This window comes from Mycobacterium sp. 2-64 (assembly GCF_035918375.1).
Taxonomy (GTDB): Bacteria; Actinomycetota; Actinomycetes; order Mycobacteriales; family Mycobacteriaceae; genus Mycobacterium; species Mycobacterium intracellulare.
This window is the reverse complement of sequence record NZ_CP142361.1, coordinates 4,689,330-4,708,086: the sequence shown is the minus strand read 5'-3', so window position 1 is coordinate 4,708,086 and position 18,757 is coordinate 4,689,330. Positions and strand designations below refer to the sequence as shown.

At 67.5% G+C, this 18,757-nt stretch carries 21 protein-coding genes; 15 read left to right on the top strand and 6 right to left on the bottom strand.

The genetic code is table 11. The features are described 5' to 3' along the window. The first annotated feature begins 29 nt into the window (after window positions 1–29). Window positions 30–836, top strand: a complete 807-nt coding sequence (locus QGN31_RS21875; RefSeq protein WP_014941284.1) for a methyltransferase domain-containing protein — start codon at window positions 30–32, stop codon at window positions 834–836. 4 nt (window positions 837–840) lie between these two features. On the opposite strand, the gene QGN31_RS21870 is transcribed toward QGN31_RS21875, so the two are convergent. Then, entirely contained in the window at window positions 841–1,665 is an 825-nt protein-coding gene (locus QGN31_RS21870) for an SDR family oxidoreductase (protein WP_014379132.1), read from the bottom strand. Between the two features lie 69 nt (window positions 1,666–1,734). Between QGN31_RS21870 and QGN31_RS21865 the strand changes: the two genes are divergently transcribed. The 6 genes from QGN31_RS21865 (at window position 1,735) to QGN31_RS21840 (ending at window position 6,862) form a co-directional block, all read left to right on the top strand. Next, entirely contained in the window at window positions 1,735–3,312 is a 1,578-nt protein-coding gene (locus QGN31_RS21865; protein ID WP_014381809.1) for a methylmalonyl-CoA mutase family protein, read from the top strand. Further along, window positions 3,313–3,747, top strand: coding sequence for a cobalamin B12-binding domain-containing protein (locus QGN31_RS21860; protein WP_008253559.1), 435 nt, complete (start codon window positions 3,313–3,315; stop codon window positions 3,745–3,747). Continuing rightward, window positions 3,732–4,688: an LLM class F420-dependent oxidoreductase gene (locus QGN31_RS21855; RefSeq protein WP_020188702.1), complete on the top strand. Its 957-nt coding sequence runs from the start codon at window positions 3,732–3,734 to the stop codon at window positions 4,686–4,688. Before QGN31_RS21860 ends, QGN31_RS21855 begins: the two co-directional genes overlap by 16 nt. Beyond that, window positions 4,685–5,728 carry a CaiB/BaiF CoA transferase family protein gene (locus QGN31_RS21850; RefSeq protein WP_014383826.1) on the top strand — a complete coding sequence of 348 codons (1,044 nt, stop codon included), beginning with the start codon at window positions 4,685–4,687 and terminating at the stop codon, window positions 5,726–5,728. The genes QGN31_RS21855 and QGN31_RS21850 overlap by 4 nt, the downstream gene beginning before the upstream one ends. Before the next feature lie 141 nt (window positions 5,729–5,869). Next, complete coding sequence (locus QGN31_RS21845) at window positions 5,870–6,346, top strand: hypothetical protein (protein WP_014379135.1); 477 nt, start codon at window positions 5,870–5,872, stop codon at window positions 6,344–6,346. Between the two features lie 90 nt (window positions 6,347–6,436). Continuing rightward, complete coding sequence (locus tag QGN31_RS21840) at window positions 6,437–6,862, top strand: nuclear transport factor 2 family protein (protein ID WP_009954409.1); 426 nt, start codon at window positions 6,437–6,439, stop codon at window positions 6,860–6,862. A gap of 67 nt (window positions 6,863–6,929) precedes the next feature. On the opposite strand, the gene QGN31_RS21835 is transcribed toward QGN31_RS21840, so the two are convergent. From QGN31_RS21835 to QGN31_RS21825, 3 genes are read right to left on the bottom strand one after another with little or no spacing between them, the layout of a single operon-like run. Then, entirely contained in the window at window positions 6,930–8,192 is a 1,263-nt protein-coding gene (locus tag QGN31_RS21835; protein ID WP_009954408.1) for an amidohydrolase family protein, read from the bottom strand. A 36-nt stretch (window positions 8,193–8,228) separates the two neighbouring features. Beyond that, window positions 8,229–8,543: a DUF4286 family protein gene (locus tag QGN31_RS21830; protein WP_008253567.1), complete on the bottom strand. Its 315-nt coding sequence runs from the start codon at window positions 8,541–8,543 to the stop codon at window positions 8,229–8,231. A gap of 18 nt (window positions 8,544–8,561) precedes the next feature. Continuing rightward, window positions 8,562–8,900, bottom strand: coding sequence for a 2Fe-2S iron-sulfur cluster-binding protein (locus QGN31_RS21825; RefSeq protein ID WP_014379137.1), 339 nt, complete (start codon window positions 8,898–8,900; stop codon window positions 8,562–8,564). A 125-nt stretch (window positions 8,901–9,025) separates the two neighbouring features. Between QGN31_RS21825 and QGN31_RS21820 the strand changes: the two genes are divergently transcribed. The 4 genes from QGN31_RS21820 (at window position 9,026) to QGN31_RS21805 (ending at window position 13,275) form a co-directional block, all read left to right on the top strand. Next, window positions 9,026–10,432: a class I adenylate-forming enzyme family protein gene (locus QGN31_RS21820; RefSeq protein ID WP_008253575.1), complete on the top strand. Its 1,407-nt coding sequence runs from the start codon at window positions 9,026–9,028 to the stop codon at window positions 10,430–10,432. Beyond that, the gene (locus QGN31_RS21815) at window positions 10,410–11,315 is read left to right on the top strand and encodes an acyl-CoA dehydrogenase family protein (RefSeq protein WP_014941285.1); all 906 of its coding nucleotides are present in this window, start codon (window positions 10,410–10,412) and stop codon (window positions 11,313–11,315) included. Before QGN31_RS21820 ends, QGN31_RS21815 begins: the two co-directional genes overlap by 23 nt. Next, a complete protein-coding gene (locus tag QGN31_RS21810) occupies window positions 11,302–12,384 on the top strand; it encodes an acyl-CoA dehydrogenase family protein (RefSeq protein WP_014941286.1) in 1,083 nt (360 codons plus the stop codon). Before QGN31_RS21815 ends, QGN31_RS21810 begins: the two co-directional genes overlap by 14 nt. Before the next feature lie 120 nt (window positions 12,385–12,504). Beyond that, a complete protein-coding gene (locus QGN31_RS21805; protein WP_008253578.1) occupies window positions 12,505–13,275 on the top strand; it encodes an enoyl-CoA hydratase/isomerase family protein in 771 nt (256 codons plus the stop codon). 21 nt (window positions 13,276–13,296) lie between these two features. On the opposite strand, the gene QGN31_RS21800 is transcribed toward QGN31_RS21805, so the two are convergent. Next, window positions 13,297–14,163, bottom strand: a complete 867-nt coding sequence (locus QGN31_RS21800; protein WP_036458214.1) for a proline iminopeptidase-family hydrolase — start codon at window positions 14,161–14,163, stop codon at window positions 13,297–13,299. Window positions 14,164–14,322: 159 nt separating this feature from the next. Here QGN31_RS21800 and QGN31_RS21795 point away from each other — a divergent pair, with 159 nt between their 5' ends. The 4 genes from QGN31_RS21795 (at window position 14,323) to QGN31_RS21780 (ending at window position 18,020) form a co-directional block, all read left to right on the top strand. Beyond that, window positions 14,323–14,841, top strand: a complete 519-nt coding sequence (locus tag QGN31_RS21795; RefSeq protein ID WP_014941289.1) for a phenolic acid decarboxylase — start codon at window positions 14,323–14,325, stop codon at window positions 14,839–14,841. A gap of 115 nt (window positions 14,842–14,956) precedes the next feature. After that, window positions 14,957–16,096, top strand: coding sequence for a thiolase family protein (locus tag QGN31_RS21790; protein ID WP_008253595.1), 1,140 nt, complete (start codon window positions 14,957–14,959; stop codon window positions 16,094–16,096). 7 nt (window positions 16,097–16,103) lie between these two features. Beyond that, window positions 16,104–16,991 carry a methylmalonyl Co-A mutase-associated GTPase MeaB gene (meaB, locus tag QGN31_RS21785; protein ID WP_014941290.1) on the top strand — a complete coding sequence of 296 codons (888 nt, stop codon included), beginning with the start codon at window positions 16,104–16,106 and terminating at the stop codon, window positions 16,989–16,991. A 132-nt stretch (window positions 16,992–17,123) separates the two neighbouring features. Then, window positions 17,124–18,020 carry a thiamine pyrophosphate-dependent enzyme gene (locus QGN31_RS21780; protein WP_014941291.1) on the top strand — a complete coding sequence of 299 codons (897 nt, stop codon included), beginning with the start codon at window positions 17,124–17,126 and terminating at the stop codon, window positions 18,018–18,020. On the opposite strand, the gene QGN31_RS21775 is transcribed toward QGN31_RS21780, so the two are convergent. Next, on the bottom strand, window positions 18,013–18,666 hold the full coding sequence (locus QGN31_RS21775; protein ID WP_009954400.1) for a response regulator: 654 nt from the start codon (window positions 18,664–18,666) through the stop codon (window positions 18,013–18,015). The two genes, QGN31_RS21780 and QGN31_RS21775, sit on opposite strands and share 8 nt — an antisense overlap. Between the last annotated feature and the right edge of the window lie 91 nt (window positions 18,667–18,757).

Sequence of the window (18,757 nt, the reverse complement as noted above, 5' to 3'; positions counted from 1 at the left end):
CATGTGGCTCGTCGACGTACGCTGGCGAGATGAACGACCGGGCCAGTTATACGCACGGCCACCACGAGTCGGTGCTGCGCAGCCACCGCCGCCGCGCCGCCGAAGACTCGGCGGCCTACCTGCTGCCCCACCTGAAGCCGGGCCAGTCGGTGCTGGACGTCGGCTGCGGTCCCGGCACCATCACCGCTGACCTCGCCGCGCGCGTCGCACCCGGACCCGTCACCGCCGTCGACCAAGTCGCCGACGTCCTGGGCGTGGCCCGCACCGAAGCCCGACAACGCAACCTGTCCAACGTCTCTTTCGGCACCGCCGACGTGCACGACCTCGACTTTGCCGACGGCACATTCGATGTCGTCCACGCCCATCAGGTGCTACAGCACGTCGCCGACCCGGTGCGCGCCCTGCGTGAGATGCGGCGAGTGTGCGCGCCGGGCGGCATCGTGGCGGTCCGCGACGCCGACTATGCGGGGTTCATCTGGTACCCGCAGCTACCCGCCCTCGAGTTGTGGCGCGAGCTCTACCAACGCGTCGCTCGCGCCAACCGGGGCGAGCCGGACGCGGGCCGGCGGCTGCTGTCCTGGGCACAGCAGGCGGGATTCGACGACATCACGCCCACCGGCAGCCTGTGGTGCTACGCCACACCCGAGACGCGCGAATGGTGGGGCGGCATGTGGGCCGAGCGGATCCTTCATTCGACCGTGGCCAGTGACCTGGTGACCCTTGAGCTGGCCACCCCGGCGCAGCTCGAGGAGATCTCCGCCGCCTGGCGAGAATGGGCCGTCGCCGAAGACGGCTGGATCGCCATCCCGCACGGCGAAATCCTCTGCCGTGCTTAGGTATTCAGTCCAGGAATAGGTCCGGGATCGGCTGCTCGCCGCCGCCGTATCGGGACAGATCCGCAACCCCGGCCGATCGCAGCACCTCGGCGTCGATGTGGCACTGGCCCGTGGCTTCCCGGGCGGGTCGAGAGACGATCTCGACGGCGGCGTCGCCCATGATCTCCGGGCTGCGCGACGACGCGGCCAGCCGGTCGCCATCGGCCATGTTGGTGACGGCCGCGGTGGCGATGTAGGTCTCCGGCCACAGGCAGTTCACGCCGATCCCGTCGTCCGCGAACTCGGCCGCCCAGCCCAGCGACAGCAGCGTCATCCCGTACTTGGACAGCGTGTAGGCCGGGTGGGCGCCCAGCCAGCGGGGGTTCATGTTGAGCGGTGGCGAGATGGTCAGCACGTGCGGGTTGGCCGACTTCTGGAGGTGGGGCACGCACGCCTTGGTCAGCAGGAACGTGCCGCGCAGGTTGATCTCCTGCATGAGGTCGTATTTCTTGGCCGACAGCACGGCCGTCGGGTCGGTGGCGATGGCGCTGGCGTTGTTGACGCAGATGTCGATGCCGCCGAACCGCTGCACGGCCGCGTCGACCACGCGCTGCACGTCCTCTTCGCGGCGCACGTCGCCCACGACGGCCAGCGCCTTGCCGCCGGCGGACTCGACGTCGGCCGCCGCGGTGTGCACCGTCCCGGGCAGGCGCGGATGGGGTGTGTCGGTCTTGGCCAGCAGCACCACGTTGGCGCCCTGCCTGGCGGCGGCGATGCCAATCGCGAGTCCGATCCCGCGGCTCCCGCCGGAGATCACCACCGTGCGATCGGTGAGCACGTTGTCAGCCATTCGCCTCCTTTGACCTGGTCAAGCATGTGGTATTGGCATTCTCTTTTTTTGCAAGTACGTTATTCACCGATGGATAATACGGCCCACACTCCCTCCGGCATCCCGCTGCAGCCCGTATATGGGCCGGCGGATAGAGGCGCCGAGCCTCCCCCGCCCGGGGAGTTTCCCTTCACTCGCGGCAACTTCGCGTCGGGCTACCGCGGCAAGCTGTGGACCTTCCGCCAATATTCGGGGTTCGGCACCGCCGAGGAGTCCAATCGCCGGTACCGCTACCTGCTGGATCAGGGCGGGACCGGGTTGTCGGTGGCGCTCGACCTGCCGACGCAGTGCGGATACGACTCCGACGACCCCGAGTTCGGTGAGGAGGTCGGCCGGGTCGGCGTCGCGGTGGATACCCTGGCCGACTTCGAGATCCTCTTCGATGGCATCCCGCTGGACAAGCTCAGCACCAGCATGACCATCAACGGCACGGCGGCGATCCTGCTGGCCTTCTACGTCGCCGCGGCCGAGAAAAAGGGCATCCCGCGCTCGAAGCTCACCGGGACCATCCAGAACGACATCCTCAAGGAGTACGCCTCGCGCGGGACCTGGATCTGGCCGCCGGAGCCGTCTTTGCGGTTGATCGCGGACACCATCGAGTTCTGCGCCGCCGAGGTGCCCAGGTTCAACGCAATCTCGGTCGCCGGTGCGCATTTCCGCGACGCCGGGGCCAACGCCGTGCAGGAGATGGCGTTCACCCTCGCCGACGGCGTCACCTACTGCGACACTGTGGTGGAACGCGGCCGCATGACGATCGACCAGTTCGCGCCGCAGATCTCGTTCTTCTTCTACACCCACGGGGACTTCTTCGAAGAGATCGCCAAATACCGTGCGGGACGGCGGCGTTGGGCGACGATCGTGCGGGAGCGCTACGGGGCGACGAAGGACAAGGCGGCGATGTTCCGCTTCGGCTGCGTCTGCGGCGGGGCGTCGCTGTATGCCCCGCAGGCCCACAACAACATCGTCCGGGTGGCCTACGAAGCCATGGCCGCCGTATTGGGCGGCGTCCAGTCGATGTTCACGGCGGCCTGGGACGAACCATTCGCGCTGCCCACCGAGGAGACCACCACGCTGGCGTTGCGCACCCAGCAGATCCTCGCGCACGAAACCGGCGTGGCCAGTGTGGCCGACCCGCTGGGCGGCTCGTACTTCGTGGAGGCGCTGACCGACGCGACCGAGGAGCGCATCATCGAGATCATGTCCGACCTCGAGCGGCACGGAGGAATGGTCCATGCCATCGAGGACGGTTACCTACAGGGCCTGATCGCCGACGAGGCATTCAAGATCCACCAGGACATCGAGTCCGGCGACCGCCCGGTCGTCGGCGTCAACCGCTTCGTGACCGAGGAACCCGAACACGATGTCGTCACCTATGAGCTCGACGCCGAAGGGCGTGATCTTCAGCTCAAGCGGCTCTCCAAGGTAAAATCCGAAAGGGATTCGGCCGCAGTGAAATCCAGCCTCGCCGCCCTGTCGCGTTCCGCCGAAGGAGACGACAACCTGATGCACAAGTTGATCGACTGTGCCAACGCCTACTGCACGGTCGGGGAGATGGTCTCCGCGCTCAAAGCAGTGTGGGGCGAGTTCCAGCAGCCGGTGGTGTTCTAAGTGGCCGTTCGCGTTCTCGTTGCCAAACCCGGCCTGGACGGACACGACCGCGGCGCCAAGATCGTCGCCCGCACCCTGCGCGACGCCGGATTCGAGGTCATCTACACCGGCATCCGCCAGCGTATCGAGGACATCGCCTCGATCGCGGTGCAGGAAGACGTCGCCGTGGTCGGCCTGAGCATCCTGTCCGGTGCGCACCTGGCGCTCACCGCGCGCACCGTCGAGGCGCTGCGCGCCGCCGACGCCGCCGACATCTCGGTCGTCGTCGGCGGGACCATCCCGCACGCCGACGTCCCCAAACTGCTCTCCGCCGGGGCCGCGGCCGTATTCCCCACCGGGACACCGCTGGACAACCTGGTGCGCGACATCCGCGCGCTGACCGGGACCCCCGAGCCCGCTTCGGAAGAAAAAGAGGAACAGTGCGCGTCGGAGTAATGATCGGTGCCGAGCGTGGCGACATGGCCCGCAAGGTGCACAAGCTGGCCTCCGATATCGAATGGGCCGAATCCGCGGGGCTGGACACCGCGTGGATGCCGCAGGTGCCCAACGACTTCGACTGCCTGACCATGGTGTCGCTGATGGCCGCGCACAGCTCGCGCATCGAACTGGGTACCGCGGTGGTGCCGCTGCAGGCCCAGCATCCGATCGCGCTTGCCCGCCAAGCGCTTTCGACGCACGCGGTGGCAGGCGGACGGCTGGCTCTCGGTGTCGGGCCGTCGCACCACTGGATCATCCGGGACATGCTCGGCCTGCCGTACGAGAAGCCGGCCGCCTACACCCGCGATTACCTGCAGGTGCTCAACGCCGCCGTCGCCGGGCCGGGACCGGTCGACGTCGAGAACGATTCGTTCACCGTGCACAACCCGCTGGCGATCGGGGCCGATGTTCCGATGCCGGTGCTGGTCGCCGCGCTGGGACCGGTGATGCTGCAGCTCGCCGGTGAACTCGCCGACGGCACCGTGTTGTGGATGGCCGACGAGCGCGCGATCGGTGACCACATCGCGCCGAAGATCACCAAGGCCGCCGCCGATGCCGGGCGACCCCCGCCGCGGATCGTCGCGGGCATCCCGGTATGTCTGTGTGCGCCTTCGCAAGTCGAGGAGGCCAAGGAGCGGGCCAACCGCATCCTGGGGGAGGCCGAGGTGTCGCCCAACTACCAGCGCCTGCTCGACCGCGGCGATGCCCGCGACGTCGGCGACCTGTGCGCGGCCGGCGACTCCGAACAGATTCTGGCCAGGATGCGCCGATTCGCTGATGCCGGCGTGACCGATCTCTCGGTGCGGCTGCTGCCCATCGGTGACAGCCGGGACGAGCTGGTCGCGTCCAAGCGTCGTACCCGCGAAATGATCGCCTCGCTCGCCGCGGAATTGCGTTGACTCCCAGCAACACCGGGCCGCTGGCGGGGATCCGCATCCTTGAGGTCGGCACCATGCTGGCCGGCCCGTATGCCACCATGTTGCTCGCCGACCTCGGGGCCGAGGTCACCAAGATCGAGCCCGCCGGCGGCGAGATCTCCCGCAGCGTCGGCGCCACGTACTTCGCCAGCCTCAATCGGAACAAGTCCAGCATCTGCCTGGATTTGAATTCGGATGCGGGACAACAGCGCCTGGGCGACCTGGTCGGCGAATCCCACGCGCTGCTGGTGAACTTGAAGCCGTCGGCCATCCGCCGGTTGGGGCTCACCTACGAGCAGCTGCGAGGGCACAACGAGCGGATCGTCTGCGTGGCGATCACCGGCTTCGGTCTGTACGGCGGCGACGACCCTGCGTTCGACTACGTGGTGCAGGCCGGCGTCGGCACCGCGGCGCTGACCGGTGACCCCGACGGTCCGCCGACGCTGCCCGGCTACTCGTCGGCCGACAACTCCACCGGAATGTCGGCGGCGTTGGGGCTGTTGGCCAAGATCATCTCCGGCACCGGCGGGCAGGTGGACGTGTCGCTGCGCGACGTCATGTTGTCGCAGCTCAACTACCACGCCTCCGCCTACCTCAACAGCGGGGTGGAGCCGCAGCGGCGCCCCCACGGGGCGCACTCGTATTACGTTCCGGCTCAGCTGTTTCCGACCGCGGATGGCTATCTGGCGCTGTTCATCACCCATGACGGGTTCTGGAAGTCGTTCGCCGCGGAGGCAGGCATCGGTGGTTTCGAGACGATGGCCGAGCGGGTCGCCCGCCGCGACGAAGTGCTCGCCGTCGTCACGGCGATGCTGGCGACCGACAGCGCGGCCGGGTGGGAACGCCGGCTGCGCCCGCTCGGGGTTCCGGCGGCGGCCGTCAGGACCCTGCCCGAGGCCCTCGAGGCCACCCCGGAAGTGGTTGTGACAGCGGGTGATTTCCGTCTGGTGGGCAGCCCGATTCACGTCTCCGGCTACGAACCCGAGTACCGTCCACCGCCGGAACTGCCGAGCGTCGAGTAGTTGCGCCAGGATCGGCGATTTTCGCGCAACAAGTCGACGTTGGACGCAAAGGCGCTGGCTACGTCTCGCTGGTGAAAGGGGAATTCTCATGGGGCGCATCGGGATCCTGCGACGTTACCTGCGAAAGGCCGGGGTGTGGGCGTGAATGCCTTGCCAACGGTCGAGGATGTTATCGACTCGTACACCGGCCGATCGCACGTGGTGCTGCAATACGGCGCCACCACGAAGCGCCTCGTCGACCAAGCGAAGAAACCGGGCTTCTCGGCGGACAGTTGGAGACCGCTGGCCGAGCTGGTCGCCGTGGGCGAATTCGAGCGAATCGGTGCGTTCAAAGAGGTGATGAAGTGGCCGGACTATGTCGAATTCCTCACCAATTGGGCGACATCGTCGGAGTGGGAGTGTTCTTTCAAGCACATCACCGAGTCCGGCGGCCGCGTGTTTCTCGAACTCGAGGAACGGAGCGAGGTGGGCGAATTCCGTAGCGTGGTCAATTCGCTGACCGTCTATGAGTTCACCGATGATGACCGGATCCGGCACATAGACGTTTATCTCCAGATGACGCCGCCGCCGGCCGAGATGCTCAAAAGTTTTGAGGGAGTGGAACTGCCGCAAGGCTAGTCCGTCCGCCGAACGTCGAGTTATGGCGCCAGAATCGCCGATTTCGCGCAACACGTCGACGTTCGACGCCAAGGGATATGAGGTGCAACGATGGATCTGCAGCGGGTCGCCGACGAGCTCGAAATCACCGCGCTACTCAACAGATACGCCCGGGCCGTTGATGCCAAGGATTGGCAGCTGTACCGCTCGGTCTTCACCGACGACGCGCATATCGACTACTCGTCGGCGGGCGCGGCGGCGGGCCCTCGCGACGAGGTGGCCGCATGGCTGGAGCAGGGCTTCGGCGCGATCCCGATGTCGATGCACTACATCACCAACGTGGAAATCCTGGCGCTGCACGGCGATTCCGCGACAGTGCGCGCCATGTTCTACAACCCCATGCAGTTGCCGGGCATGGCGGAGTTGAGTTACTGCGGCGGCTACTACCACCACGAGCTGACGCGCACCGACGACGGTTGGCGCAGCCGCAGCCTGCGCGAGGAGAACGTGTGGTTCGTCAACCCGCCAACGGGCTGACGATGCCCCGAGCGTCGAGTTGTGGCGCAAAAATCGCCGATTTCGCCCAACAACTCGACGTTCGGCGTCAGGACGTGGCCAGCTGCTTTTCCTGATAACGCCGCGCCCACTCGGCGCGCGACCGGATCGACACATCCACGTCGGTTGCCTTGGCGCGCAGGGCCTTAACGGTCGCCTGCTCTCGGGGCGTGCGGGCGAACGGGTCCCAGCCGAAGAACCGGCAGGCGTTGGCCCAGGTGATCTTGTTGATGTCGGAGTCGTCGGCGCCGGCGGCGTTCAGTTCGGCCAGCACCTGTTCGGGCGCGTCGGGCCAGAAGCAGTCCGAGTGCGGGTAGTCGCACTCCCAGGCGATGATGTCGATGCCGATTTCGTGGCGCAGCTTCAGCGACGTCTTGTCGGTGACATAGCAGGCCAGCGAATGCTCGCGGAAGACGTCGCTGGGCAGCTTGTCGCCGAAGTCGCGGCGTAGCCACTTCTGGTTGGTGTAGTGGCGGTCGCTGCGGTCGAGGTAGAAGGGGATCCAGCCGATACCGCCTTCGGAGAAGGCGAATTTCAGGTCGGGGTAGTTGCGCATCGCCGGGCCCCACAGCAGGTCCTGGGCGCACATCGCCGAGACCTGGGTGGCCAGGATGATCATGTTGTCGATCGGGGCGTCGGGCGCCATGCTGATCGCCCCGAAGCCGGTGCCGATGTGCAGACACATCACCACGTTCTCCTCGGACAACGTGCGAAACACCGGCCCCCAGTAGTCCTCGTCGTGGTAGCTCGGAAGTCCTTCCAGATGCGGCAATTCCGGCATGGTGACCGCTCGGCAGCCCTTCGCGGCGACCCTACGGATCTCGGCGCACATGCCCTCTGGAGTCCAGGTCGGCAGGATCGCGATGGGGATGAACCGGTCCGGGTAGGAGCCGGCCCATTCGTCGATGTGCCAGTCGTTGTAGGCCGACACCATCACTAAGGTGACGTCCTCGCGCGTCATGTTGAGGTGCCGGGCCGAAAAGCCGGTGAACGTCGGGAAGCACATCGACGCGAGGATGCCGTTGCGGTTCATGTCACGGACGCGCTCGTGGACGTCGTAGACGCCCGGACGCATCTCGGCGAAGCCGGCGGGGTCGCGGCCCCACTCCTCGGCAGGCCACGACACCACGGCGTTGAGTCCGCTCACGCCCTGTGGCCGGCCCTGGTACATCCACTGGTCGACGCCCTTGTCATCGGTCACGACGATCGGTGCCTCGTCCCGGTACTTGGCGGGCACGTGGCGCAGGAACATGTCCGGCGGTTCGACCACGTGGTCGTCAATGCTCACCAGGATCAGGTCATCGGCCTTCATCAATGGGCTCCTCATGTGTGCGCGACGCGAGCTCGGTCAGCCGCTGCACTCGGTGGTGGTTTCGAGCAGTCGTGGAATCGGCGGCGGGTCCAGCTGCAGGGCGTCGGACATGTGCAGCTGCGGCCCGTTGGCGATCATGTTGTCCAGGATTGCCTGCAGATCGTCGCCTTCGATCTCGTAGATGGCCATGTAGGGGCCGTCGCCGTCGACGGGTCGCAGTCGACGTGCCGAGACGAATCCGTCCAGCGCCACCAGCTCACCCAGGTGCACCTCGTCGTACCAGGTGTTGTACTCGTCTTCCCGGTCGGGCGAGCTGGGCCGACTTTCCACGAGGATGATGCCCTTGGCCATCGCAATCTCTCCTGGCTGCTACTCGTAGCGCACCGTGATCGAGTCCGTATCCGGAACGCCCTGGCACGTCAGAATGTAGCCCTCTTCGACCTCGTCGGGTTCGAGAGCGTCGTTGACCCGCATGGTGGCGTGCCCCTCTTCGAGCTTGGCCATGCACGTCCCGCAGTTGCCGGCCTCGCAACTGAATGGCGGCTCCAGCCCGGCGCGCCGCGCGGTCTCCAGGAGCGTCTCGCCCGGCACCCTGGGCACCGAGACCTTTTTGCGGTCGAGATGAATCGTCACGGTTCCGGCGCCGGAGCCGTTTGTGGCCGGATCTGTCACCCGTGGGGTCTCCTCGATGATCCGGGTGACCGTCACGTAGACCGCCCCCTTCCGTACTTGCATTCTTCAGTATAGAGAATACTATTCTCACGAAGCGATAGCATCTTCTCAAGACTTGTATGGATGTCGGGTCAGCCCGGTCTGTCAGGGAAGGACGGGACGTGACCGAGCCGGCGGCGCTCGTGTTCGAGGAACGGCGATTCAGCGCGCCCGAACTCCACGCGTTGGCCGACGGATGGGCCGCGGCCCTGGCGAAAGACGGCGTCACAGCAGGTCAGCGGGTCGCGGTCATGGCGTCCAACCGGCCGGAGTTCCTCGCCGTGGTGCTCGCGATCTGGCGGCTGGCCGCCACGGCCGTCCTCATCAGCCCGGCCTGGAAACGCGACGAGGTCGACCACGCGCTCGCGCTGACGGGTCCCGCGCACGCCGTCGGCGACCACCCCGTGCTGGCCGGCCTGATGCCGATGCTGCACCTGGACGAGCCCGTCCCACCGGCCGACCTGGCCACCGGTCCTGCGCCGCCGGCTGAGGCCGACGCGGCGCTGGTGTTCAGCTCCGGCACCACCGGCCTGCCCAAGGCCGTCCGCCACACCCACGCCTCGCTGGACGAGGCCGTGCGGCACTGGCGCCACGCGCTGCAACTGACGCACCATGACCGGATCCAAGTTGCCACGCCACCGTCACACATCCTCGGGCTGCTGAACCTGCTGACCGCGTGGGAGACGGGCGCCTGCGTGCGGCTGCACCGCCGGTTCGACATCGACCGGGTGCTGCACCACATCGAAAGTGACCGCATCACAGTGGAAATGGCGGTCGCACCCATCGCGCTCGCCATCGCCTCGCACCCTGGCCTGGAATCCTATGACCTGTCGTCGCTGCGCTACATCATGTGGGGAGCCACACCGGTCAACGCCAACGTCGCGCAGACCGTGACCCGGCGCACCGGCGTGAGCTGGCTTCCGGCCTACGGGACCACGGAATTGCCTGTCATCGCCTGTAATCCGATCGAGGACGCGCGACTCGACACCGTCGGTCGCGCGGTACCCGGTGTGGACCTGCGGGTCGTCTCGCTGGAGACGGGCGAGCCGGTCGGCCCCGGTGAGGTCGGTGAGATTCAGGCCCGGTCGGCGTCGCTCATGGCCGGCTACCTGCCGGCCGAAGCGACCGGCGAGGCGATCCGGGATGGCTGGTATCGGACCGGAGACGTCGGGTGGCTGGATACCGGCGGCTGGCTGCGGATCTCCGACCGCCTCAAGGAGATGATCAAAGTCCGCGGCTTCCAGGTCGCCCCCGCCGAGATCGAGGCGGTGTTGCACGGTCATCCGGCGGTGAAAGACTGTGCGGTGTTCGGGATTCCCGACGGAACCAACGGCGAGGCGATCGTCGCCGCGGTCGCGACGTCCGCGCCCGTCGACGCGTCCCAGCTGACCGCCCTGGTGGACGAGAAGTTGGCGTCCTATAAACATCTGGGCCGAGTGGTGTTTGTGCCTGAAATTCCCCGCCTGCCCTCGGGCAAGGTGCTGCGCCGAGTGCTGAAGGAGCGCCATGGATGTACGTCTGACAACTGAACAACAGCAATTGCGCGACGCCGCCGCCAAGCTGGCCGACGATCTGGGACCGGCAACGGTCCAGGATCTCGACGACCAGAACCGAATCACGCGCCTGGACAAGCAGATCGAGTCCACGGGCTGGCGCTCGTTGCGCTCCGATGGGGCCTCGGGCGTCGAAGTGGCCATCGTGGCAGAGGAATTGGGGCGTCGTCTGGTTGACACGCCGTTTCTCGGCCCGGTGCTTGCCGACGATCTCGGCCGTCACATCGGGGAAGACGCCTCGGGGACAACGGTCGCGGTCGACGATCGGGTGATCGACGCTCGCGGCGCGCGGCGTGCGTTAGCGCTCTCGGGCGGGTCGGTCTCGGCCGTCGATGTGCAGGCGTTGACCGATGGCGTCGACCTCACGCGGGCCGAGGCGACGATCGTGGGTTCGCCGGTGGCGCTGGGCGAGGTGTCACCTGAGGCTGCCGAGCAGTGGCGGGCACTGGCTCTGGTCACGACGACGGCGGACCTGGTCGGCGTCGCGCGCGGCGCGCACGCCGTCGCCTGCGACTACGCCAAGATCCGCGAACAATACGGCAAGCAGATCGGGTCGTACCAAGCCATCGCGCATCTGCTGGCCGAAAGCCTTGCGCTGATTGAAGGTTCGGTCAGCGTGTTGCGCCACGCCGCGTGGGCCGTCGACGAGTTGGCACCCGCCGAAGCCATTCGGGCCGCCCAGATCGCCAAGGTCTATTGCGCGCGCGCCACCCGAACCGTCTGTGAGACGGCCATTCAGGTGCACGGCGGCATCGGCAACACCTGGGAATGCGTGGCGCACGTCTACCTGCGCCGCGCCCTGACCTCGACCGAGCTGTGGCCGGTCGCGTTGAAGGAGATCGATCTTGGACTTTCGTGACTCACCCGACGAGGCCGCCTTCCGGGAGCGGCTGCGCACCTGGCTTTCGGCGCACGCCAAGGAGTTCTCCGGCACCGGGGACGAGTATTGGGCGCGCATGGCCGACTGGCATCGCGCCCTGTACGACAACGGCTTTTTCGGCCTGTCCTGGCCCCGCGAGTGGGGCGGGCAGGACCTGGCGCCGGTCTACGACGTCATCGTCGACGAGGAGCTGGTGCGCGCGGGCGCACCGCCGCGGCCCAGCGTCGGCTATCTGGTGTACGGCATCGGCGAGCACGCCAACGACGAGGTGCGCAAGCGCTTCCTGCCCGGCATCATCAACGGCAGCGAGCGGTGGTGTCAGGGCTTCAGCGAGCCGGGCGCCGGTTCGGATCTGGCCTCGCTGACCACCACCGCCCGCCTCGAGGGCGACAAGTACGTGGTGAATGGGCACAAGATCTGGACCAGCTATTCCGACGTGGCCGACTGGTGCCTGCTGCTCGCGCGCACCGATCCCGCGGCCAAGCGTCACCGCGGCCTGTCGGCGTTCGTCCTGGAGATGAAACAGCCTGGCGTGCAACAGCGTCCGCTGCAGATGATCAACGGCGTGACCAACGAATTCGGTCAGGTGTTCTTCGACGATGCCACGGTCCCGGCGGACCGGATGGTCGGTGCTCCCGGGGACGGCTGGGCGGTGGCCATGACCGTCGTCGGGCACGAACGCGAGCCCTCCACACTGGGCTACGCCGCCCGCTACGGCAAGCTTGTCCGAGAGTTGTTGTCGCGGAACGACGGTGACGTGCCCGAGGAGCTGGCGTGGGCCGCGATCCAGTCGGACATGCTGACCCATCACGTGCGGCGGCGGTTGTCCGAACAGCTCGACGGGGTTTCGCACGGCTCGGAAGGCTCGCTGGACAAGCTGCTGATGACCTGGGTGGAACAATCCGTCGGGCACGCCGCCCTGGCCGTCGCGGGCACGCGTGATCCCGATCTGCTCAGCGCCTACCTGTACAGCCGGGCGCAGAGCGTCATGGGCGGGACATCACAAATACAGAAGAACATCATCGCCTCACGAATCTTGGGATTGTAGGAGTGATCGCGAACGCGGGCGAAGCCCGGGTGAAGCGGGTCACGACCATTGAAGTAGGAGTGATCGCGAACGCGGGCGAAGCCCGGGTGAAGCGGGTCACGACCATCGAAGGAGTCTGACGTGTACGACATGCCTACCGAAATCGATGTCCAGGCTGACGGCGCGCTGCGCATCATCACCCTCAACCGGCCGGAGTCGCTCAACTCGGTCAACGACAACCTGCACGTCGGGCTCGCGCGGCTGTGGCAGCGGTTGACCGACGACCCCACCGCCCGCGCCGCGGTCATCACCGGCGCCGGCAGGGCATTCTCGGCCGGCGGCGATTTCACCTACCTGGAAGAGCTGGCGAACGACGCCGAGCTGCGCGCGAAAACCATCCGGGACGGGCGCGAGATCGTGCTGGGCATGGCACGGTGCCGAATTCCCGTGGTGGCGGCCGTCAATGGCCCCGCCGTCGGGCTGGGCTGCAGCCTGGTCGCGCTCAGCGACATCGTGTACATCGCCGAGGACGCCTATCTGGCCGACCCGCACGTGCAGGTGGGCCTGGTGGCCGCCGACGGCGGCCCGCTGACCTGGCCGCTGCACATCAGCCTGCTGCTGGCCAAGGAGTTCGCGCTGACCGGAACCCGCATCAAGGCGCCGCGCGCCGTCGAACTCGGACTGGCCAACCACGTGGTGGCCGACCCGGTCTCGGAGGCGATCGCCTGTGCGAAAAAGATTCTGGAACTGCCCCAGCAGGCGGTGGAGAGCACCAAGCGGGTGCTCAACATCCACCTGGAGCGCGCCGTGCTGGCCAGCCTGGACTACGCGCTGTCGGCCGAGAGCCAGTCCTTTGTCACCGAGGACTTCCGGGCCAACGTCGCGAAATTCAACGCGGCCAAGAAAAACTGAGGCTGTCGGCCCGCGGTGGCCTCAGGCGTCGTGGCGGCGCAGGAAGTCACGCATCACCGCGTCGAACTTGTCCGGCTCTTCGATGAACGGCATGTGGGCGCTGGACTCGAACAGCTCGAACCGGGAGCCCGCTATGCGCTGGTGCATCGCAAACATGTGTTCCGGCACGCATTCGTCGTAGCGGCCCGCGAGCAGCATTGTGGGCGAGGAGATTTCGGGCAGGCGCTCGAACACGTCCCAATCCCGGATCGTCCCGACGATGTGAAAATCGCTGGGGCCGAACATCGTCTCGAAGATTTCCGCACCCATGCCTCTGAACGCGTCCTCGAGCTCACGTGGCCAGGGTCGCACCCGGCACAGGTAGGTTTCGTTCCAGGTGCGTATCGCGGCCTGGTATTCGGGCGCATAGGTGGTGCCGGCGGCTTCATGCCGGTCGATGGCCGCCTGGGTGGCCGGATCCAGCTCGGACTTCAAGCGCGCCACCATCTTCGCGAACTCCGGAATGGACGCGATGCTGTTCGAGATGGTGAGGCTGGCGACGCCCGAGGGGGTCGCGTCGAGCATGTATTGCTGGGCCAACATCCCACCCCAGGAATTGCCGAAAAGATGGAAACGGTCCAGCCCCAGAGCCCGCACCACGGCGTCCACCTCGGCCACCGAGCGATCCATCGTCCAAAGCTTGTGGTTTGGCGGGCATTTGGATTTCCCGCAACCCAGCTGATCCCAGAAGATGACTTCGCGCTGCGTGGCCAAGCGCCCCAGCGACCGCAGGTAGCCGTGCGGTAGGCCGGGGCCGCCGTGTATGACGAGCAGCGGCAGACCCGTGCCGCCTCCGGTCCGTTCGAACCACACTTCGCCGCCCGGGACCGCGATCCTTCCCTCAGCCATTTATCCACCATCGCAGACCTGCGCGCTTTCCGCAGGGCCACCGCTCACGCCGGCGGGCGCATCGGTGTAAGCCTGCTGTGCTGTATGAGCGGCGCGGCGTCCCTGGCAGGATCATCACCGTGGCAGCCAGCACGGCCGAGACCCACAGGAGGAACGGCAATGACCAGCGTCGCAAACCCGATTCCACCGCAAGACTTTTCGGGAATCGTCGGGCACCGCTTTATCTACACCTACGCCAACGGATGGCAGTACGAGATGTACGTCAAGAACGCCACCACAATCGACTACCGCATCCACTCCGGGCATGTCGGTGGCCGCTGGGTCAAGGGCCAGGAGGTCAACCTCGTCCAGCTCGACGACGACAGTTTCAAGATCTCCTGGACCGAACCCACCGGAACCTGTGTGGCGGTCAACGTTCTGCCGTCCAAGCGGCGCATCCACGGCGTCATCTTCTTCCCCCAGTGGATCCGCGTGCACGGCGAGCGCACTGTCTGTTACCAGAACGAACACCTTGATGAGATGCGGGCCTACCGAGACCAAGGCCCGACCTACCCGATCTACGAAGTCCCCGAATTCGCCTACATCACCCTGTTCGAATACGTCGGAACCGACGACGAGACCGTCATCGACACCGGCCCCGACCGCCTCCCGCCGGGATGGTCCGACCGCACCAACTGATCGGCCGTCGGCCGCTTGTTGCAACGCGTACTCTCGTGTTGAGAGAATAGTATTCTCGTGATTGCGCGGGTGGCTTTCACCGCCGCGCACCCACCGGCCGAACTGGAGAAGACCCGTGCCTGAAGCCGTCATCGTGTCCGCCCTGCGCACCCCCATCGGCACGGCCCGCAAGGGGACCCTGCGCGACACCAGCGCGTTCGATCTGGCGCACCACGTCGTCACCGAAGCGGCAGCGGATCTCGACCCGGCGCAGGTCGACGACGTGATCCTGGGCGAAGGCCTCTACGGCGGCGGTGTGCTGGCGCGCCACGCGGCCCTCACCGCGGGCCTGACCCAGGTGCCCGGCTTGGCCAACAATCGCCACTGCGCGGCGGGCCAGGCGGCCGTGCAGAGCGCGGCGGCGAGCGTGCGCGCGGGAATGGACCAACTCGTCATCGCCGGCGGCGTGAACTCGGCATCCACGTCGCCGCGGTCCCGGATGCAGGTGGACGGCGACTGGGTCGACTGGTTCCCGCCGACCCACCCGGACCGCCCCGACGCGCCCAACATGGACATGTCGATCACCGTCGGCTGGAACGCCGCCGTCAAGGCCGGCGTGACCCGCGAGGAGATGGACGCCTGGGCGCTGCGCTCGCACCGCAACGCCATCGCCGCCATCGACGAAGGCCGCTTCAAAGAGGAGATCGTCCCCATCGACACCCCACACGGGTTGTTCTCGGTCGACGAACACCCGCGACGCGACACCAGCATGGAGAAGCTGGCCGCGCTCAAGCCGCTGCACCCCGAAATCGAGGGCTTTTCCATCACCGCGGGCAACGCCTGCGGCGCCAACGACGGAGCCGCGGCGTTGACGATCGCCAGCGACCGACTCGGGCTGCCGGCGCTGGCCACCATCCGGTCCTGGGCGTCGGTCGGCGTCGACCCGGCGATCACCGGTTTGGCGCCGGTCGAGGCGATCCCGAAAGCTCTTGGCCGCGCTGGCCTTTCGGTCGCAGACGTGAACCTGTTTGAAATCAACGAGGCCTTCGCGGCGATGTGCGTGGCCACCATCAAGCTCCTCGACCTTGACCCCGAAAAGGTCAACGTCAGCGGCAGCGGCTGCTCGCTGGGGCATCCCGTCGCGGCGACCGGAGCCCGGATGCTCGTCACCCTGGTGCACGAATTGCGCCGCCGCGGCGGCGGGATCGGCGTCGCGGCGATGTGCGCGGGCGGCGGGATGGGCTCGGCGACGGTGATCGAGGTCGCGGCTCCATAATGCGTACATGATCATCGCTGAGCTGATCGACCGCGCGCGCAACGGATCTCCCCGCGCGGCGGGACGGCTGCTCAGCCTCGTCGAGGGGGAGCAGCGCGACGAGGTCCTGGCGGCGATCGGGCCCGCGCCCGAGCGCATGGGGCCCGTCATCGGCATCACCGGGCCGCCGGGCGCGGGCAAGTCGACGACGGTCGCCGCCCTGGTCGGCGCCTACCGCGCGCGGGGTTGCCGGGTGGCGGTGCTGGCCGTGGACCCGTCGTCCCCGTTCAGCGGCGGCGCGCTCCTGGGGGATCGCATTCGAATGGCCGCGCATATCAACGACTCCGACGTCCTCATCCGCTCGGTGGCGACCCGGGGCCATCTCGGCGGGCTGGCGGCCGCGGTTCCGGCGGCCATCCGCCTGGTGGGGGCGATCGGCTACGACGTCGTCCTGCTCGAGACCGTCGGGGTGGGGCAGTCCGAGATCGAGATCGCCGCCGTCGCCGACCCGACCGTCGTCATTCTCAATCCCGGTGCGGGCGACGCCGTCCAGGCCGCCAAGGCCGGGGTGCTGGAGGTCGCCGACATCGTGGCGGTCAACAAGGCGGACCGGGACGGCGCCAAGCAGACGGTCCGAGACCTTCGGGCCGAGACCAGCGCCCCGATCGTGTCGTTGATCGCCGCCAAGGGCGAGGGCATCGACGAGCTCATGGGCGTCATCGAGGACCACCGCCGCACCGACAGCCGCGCCCGCCGGCTGGCCCGCGCCCGTGCACAGATCCTGTCGCTGGCCCAGACCCGGCTGCGGACCCAACCTGACCTCGACCGGCTCGCCGAGGCCGTCGTCGACGGCGATCAGGACCCCTACACGGCGGCCGACCGGCTGCTCGCGCCGCGCACACCTCAGGCGGACTGACGACCCGTTTGTCCCCCAATCGGGGGAACGGGCATTCATCACCTTTGCGGACCGATCGGCGGAGGTATGCCGCGCGCGACCGTCCTACGTTGAGCGTCGAGCAGATCGCTTGAGACGGAGGAGGTCCGGCACATGACTCACACAGCTGCGCTGCCGACAGTGTCTGGGCACGACGACCGGCTGGAGCCGTATCGCCGGATGTGGGTCTTGCGGCTGCTCGACATGGCGCTGGAAGAGGCACGCGGCGACGGCCTGGTCGACGAGGCCGTGCGGATGGAATTCGGGCAAGAGGCGGTGGCCGTCGGCACGGCTGCGGCGCTTCGCCCCGGTGACATCGTCAATGCCACCGCGCCGCATATCCGGCACGCCCAGCACGTCGGCCTGGCCCTGCCACTGGGTCCGGTCATCGCCGAGACGATCGGCAAAGCCCGCGGCGCGTCGCGCAAACCCGGCCCTGCCGATTGGAAGCAAGCGCTGGCCAACGAAAGCGTTCTGGGGCAATCGACCCTGTTCGCCCTCGGCGACGCCAATGCGCAGCGGATGACCGGCGAAGGCAAGGTCACGCTGTGTGTCGTCGGCGGTCGTGACGCGCACTCCGTCGAATTCACCACGGCCGCAAAGATCGCCGTGACCTGGCGGCTGCCGGTGGTGTTCGTCGTGGAGAACATCCGTGGCGGGCCCGATGCGCGCCGCCGCGCCTATGAGACCGACGGGATGCCCATGCGGTCGGTCGACGGCAGGGACGTCGCCGCCGTGAGCGCCTCGGTCGCCGAAGCGGTGCAACGAGCGAGTGCCGGCGGCGGGCCCACCCTCGTCGAGGCGATCACCTACCGGACCAACCACCCCGTGGCGATGGATCCGCTGGTGTTTGCGCGACGGCAGCTGATTGCCGAGGGCGTCGACGCCGACCGGCTCTACGAGGTGGAACGCGGCGCCCGCCACCTGGTGGCCGAGGCGATCGCGTCCGCAAAAGCGTTGGTGGGGGCCGAGGCTGAGCGGGCGCCAAACCCCTGGTCGGCGGCTAGTTGAGCAGACCTTGTCGCATCGCCTCGGCGACCGCGGCCGCGCGATCGCTGACGCCGAGCTTCTCGTAGAGGCGCTGCACATGCGTTTTGACCGTCGACGGGGCCACGTAGAGCTCGCCCGCGATCGTCGGGATGCTTTGACCGCGCGCGATTCGGTTGAGCACCTCGCGCTCTCGCGCACTCAGCACGGGCGCCGACGGTTCCGCGCGCTGGCGGATTTCCGCGGCGAGGCCGCCGACGAGTGCGGGGGCCACGACGTCGCGGCCCTGCGCGCAGTCGAGGACGGCTTTGACGATCTCGCCGCGCGTCGAGTCCTTCAGCACGAACCCGGCGGCCCCCTGCTGCAGCGCCTGATACACGATCGCCGACTCGTCGTGCGCCGAGATCAGCAACACTCGGGTGGCCAAACCCTGGGTTCGCACTGCCGCCGCCACTTGCGCGCCGTCCATGCCCGGCATCCGGTAGTCGAGCAGCGCGACGTCGGGTTCGTGCACCTTGATCAATTCCAGTGCCGCAGAGCCGTCTTCCGCCTCGGCGACGACGTTGACCGAGCCGCTCGACGACAGTGCGCGCACCACGCCCTCACGAAAGAGCGGATGGTCATCGGCCACGACCACCCGCACCGTTTCGGGGGCAGTCGCGCCAACCATGGCCGACAGTGTAGCGGTTTGCCAAGCAACGGCGTTCGCCTTTTCTGTGTCGGCCGATGAGTCATTTTTCAGTTTGCCCCGAGGCGGCGTG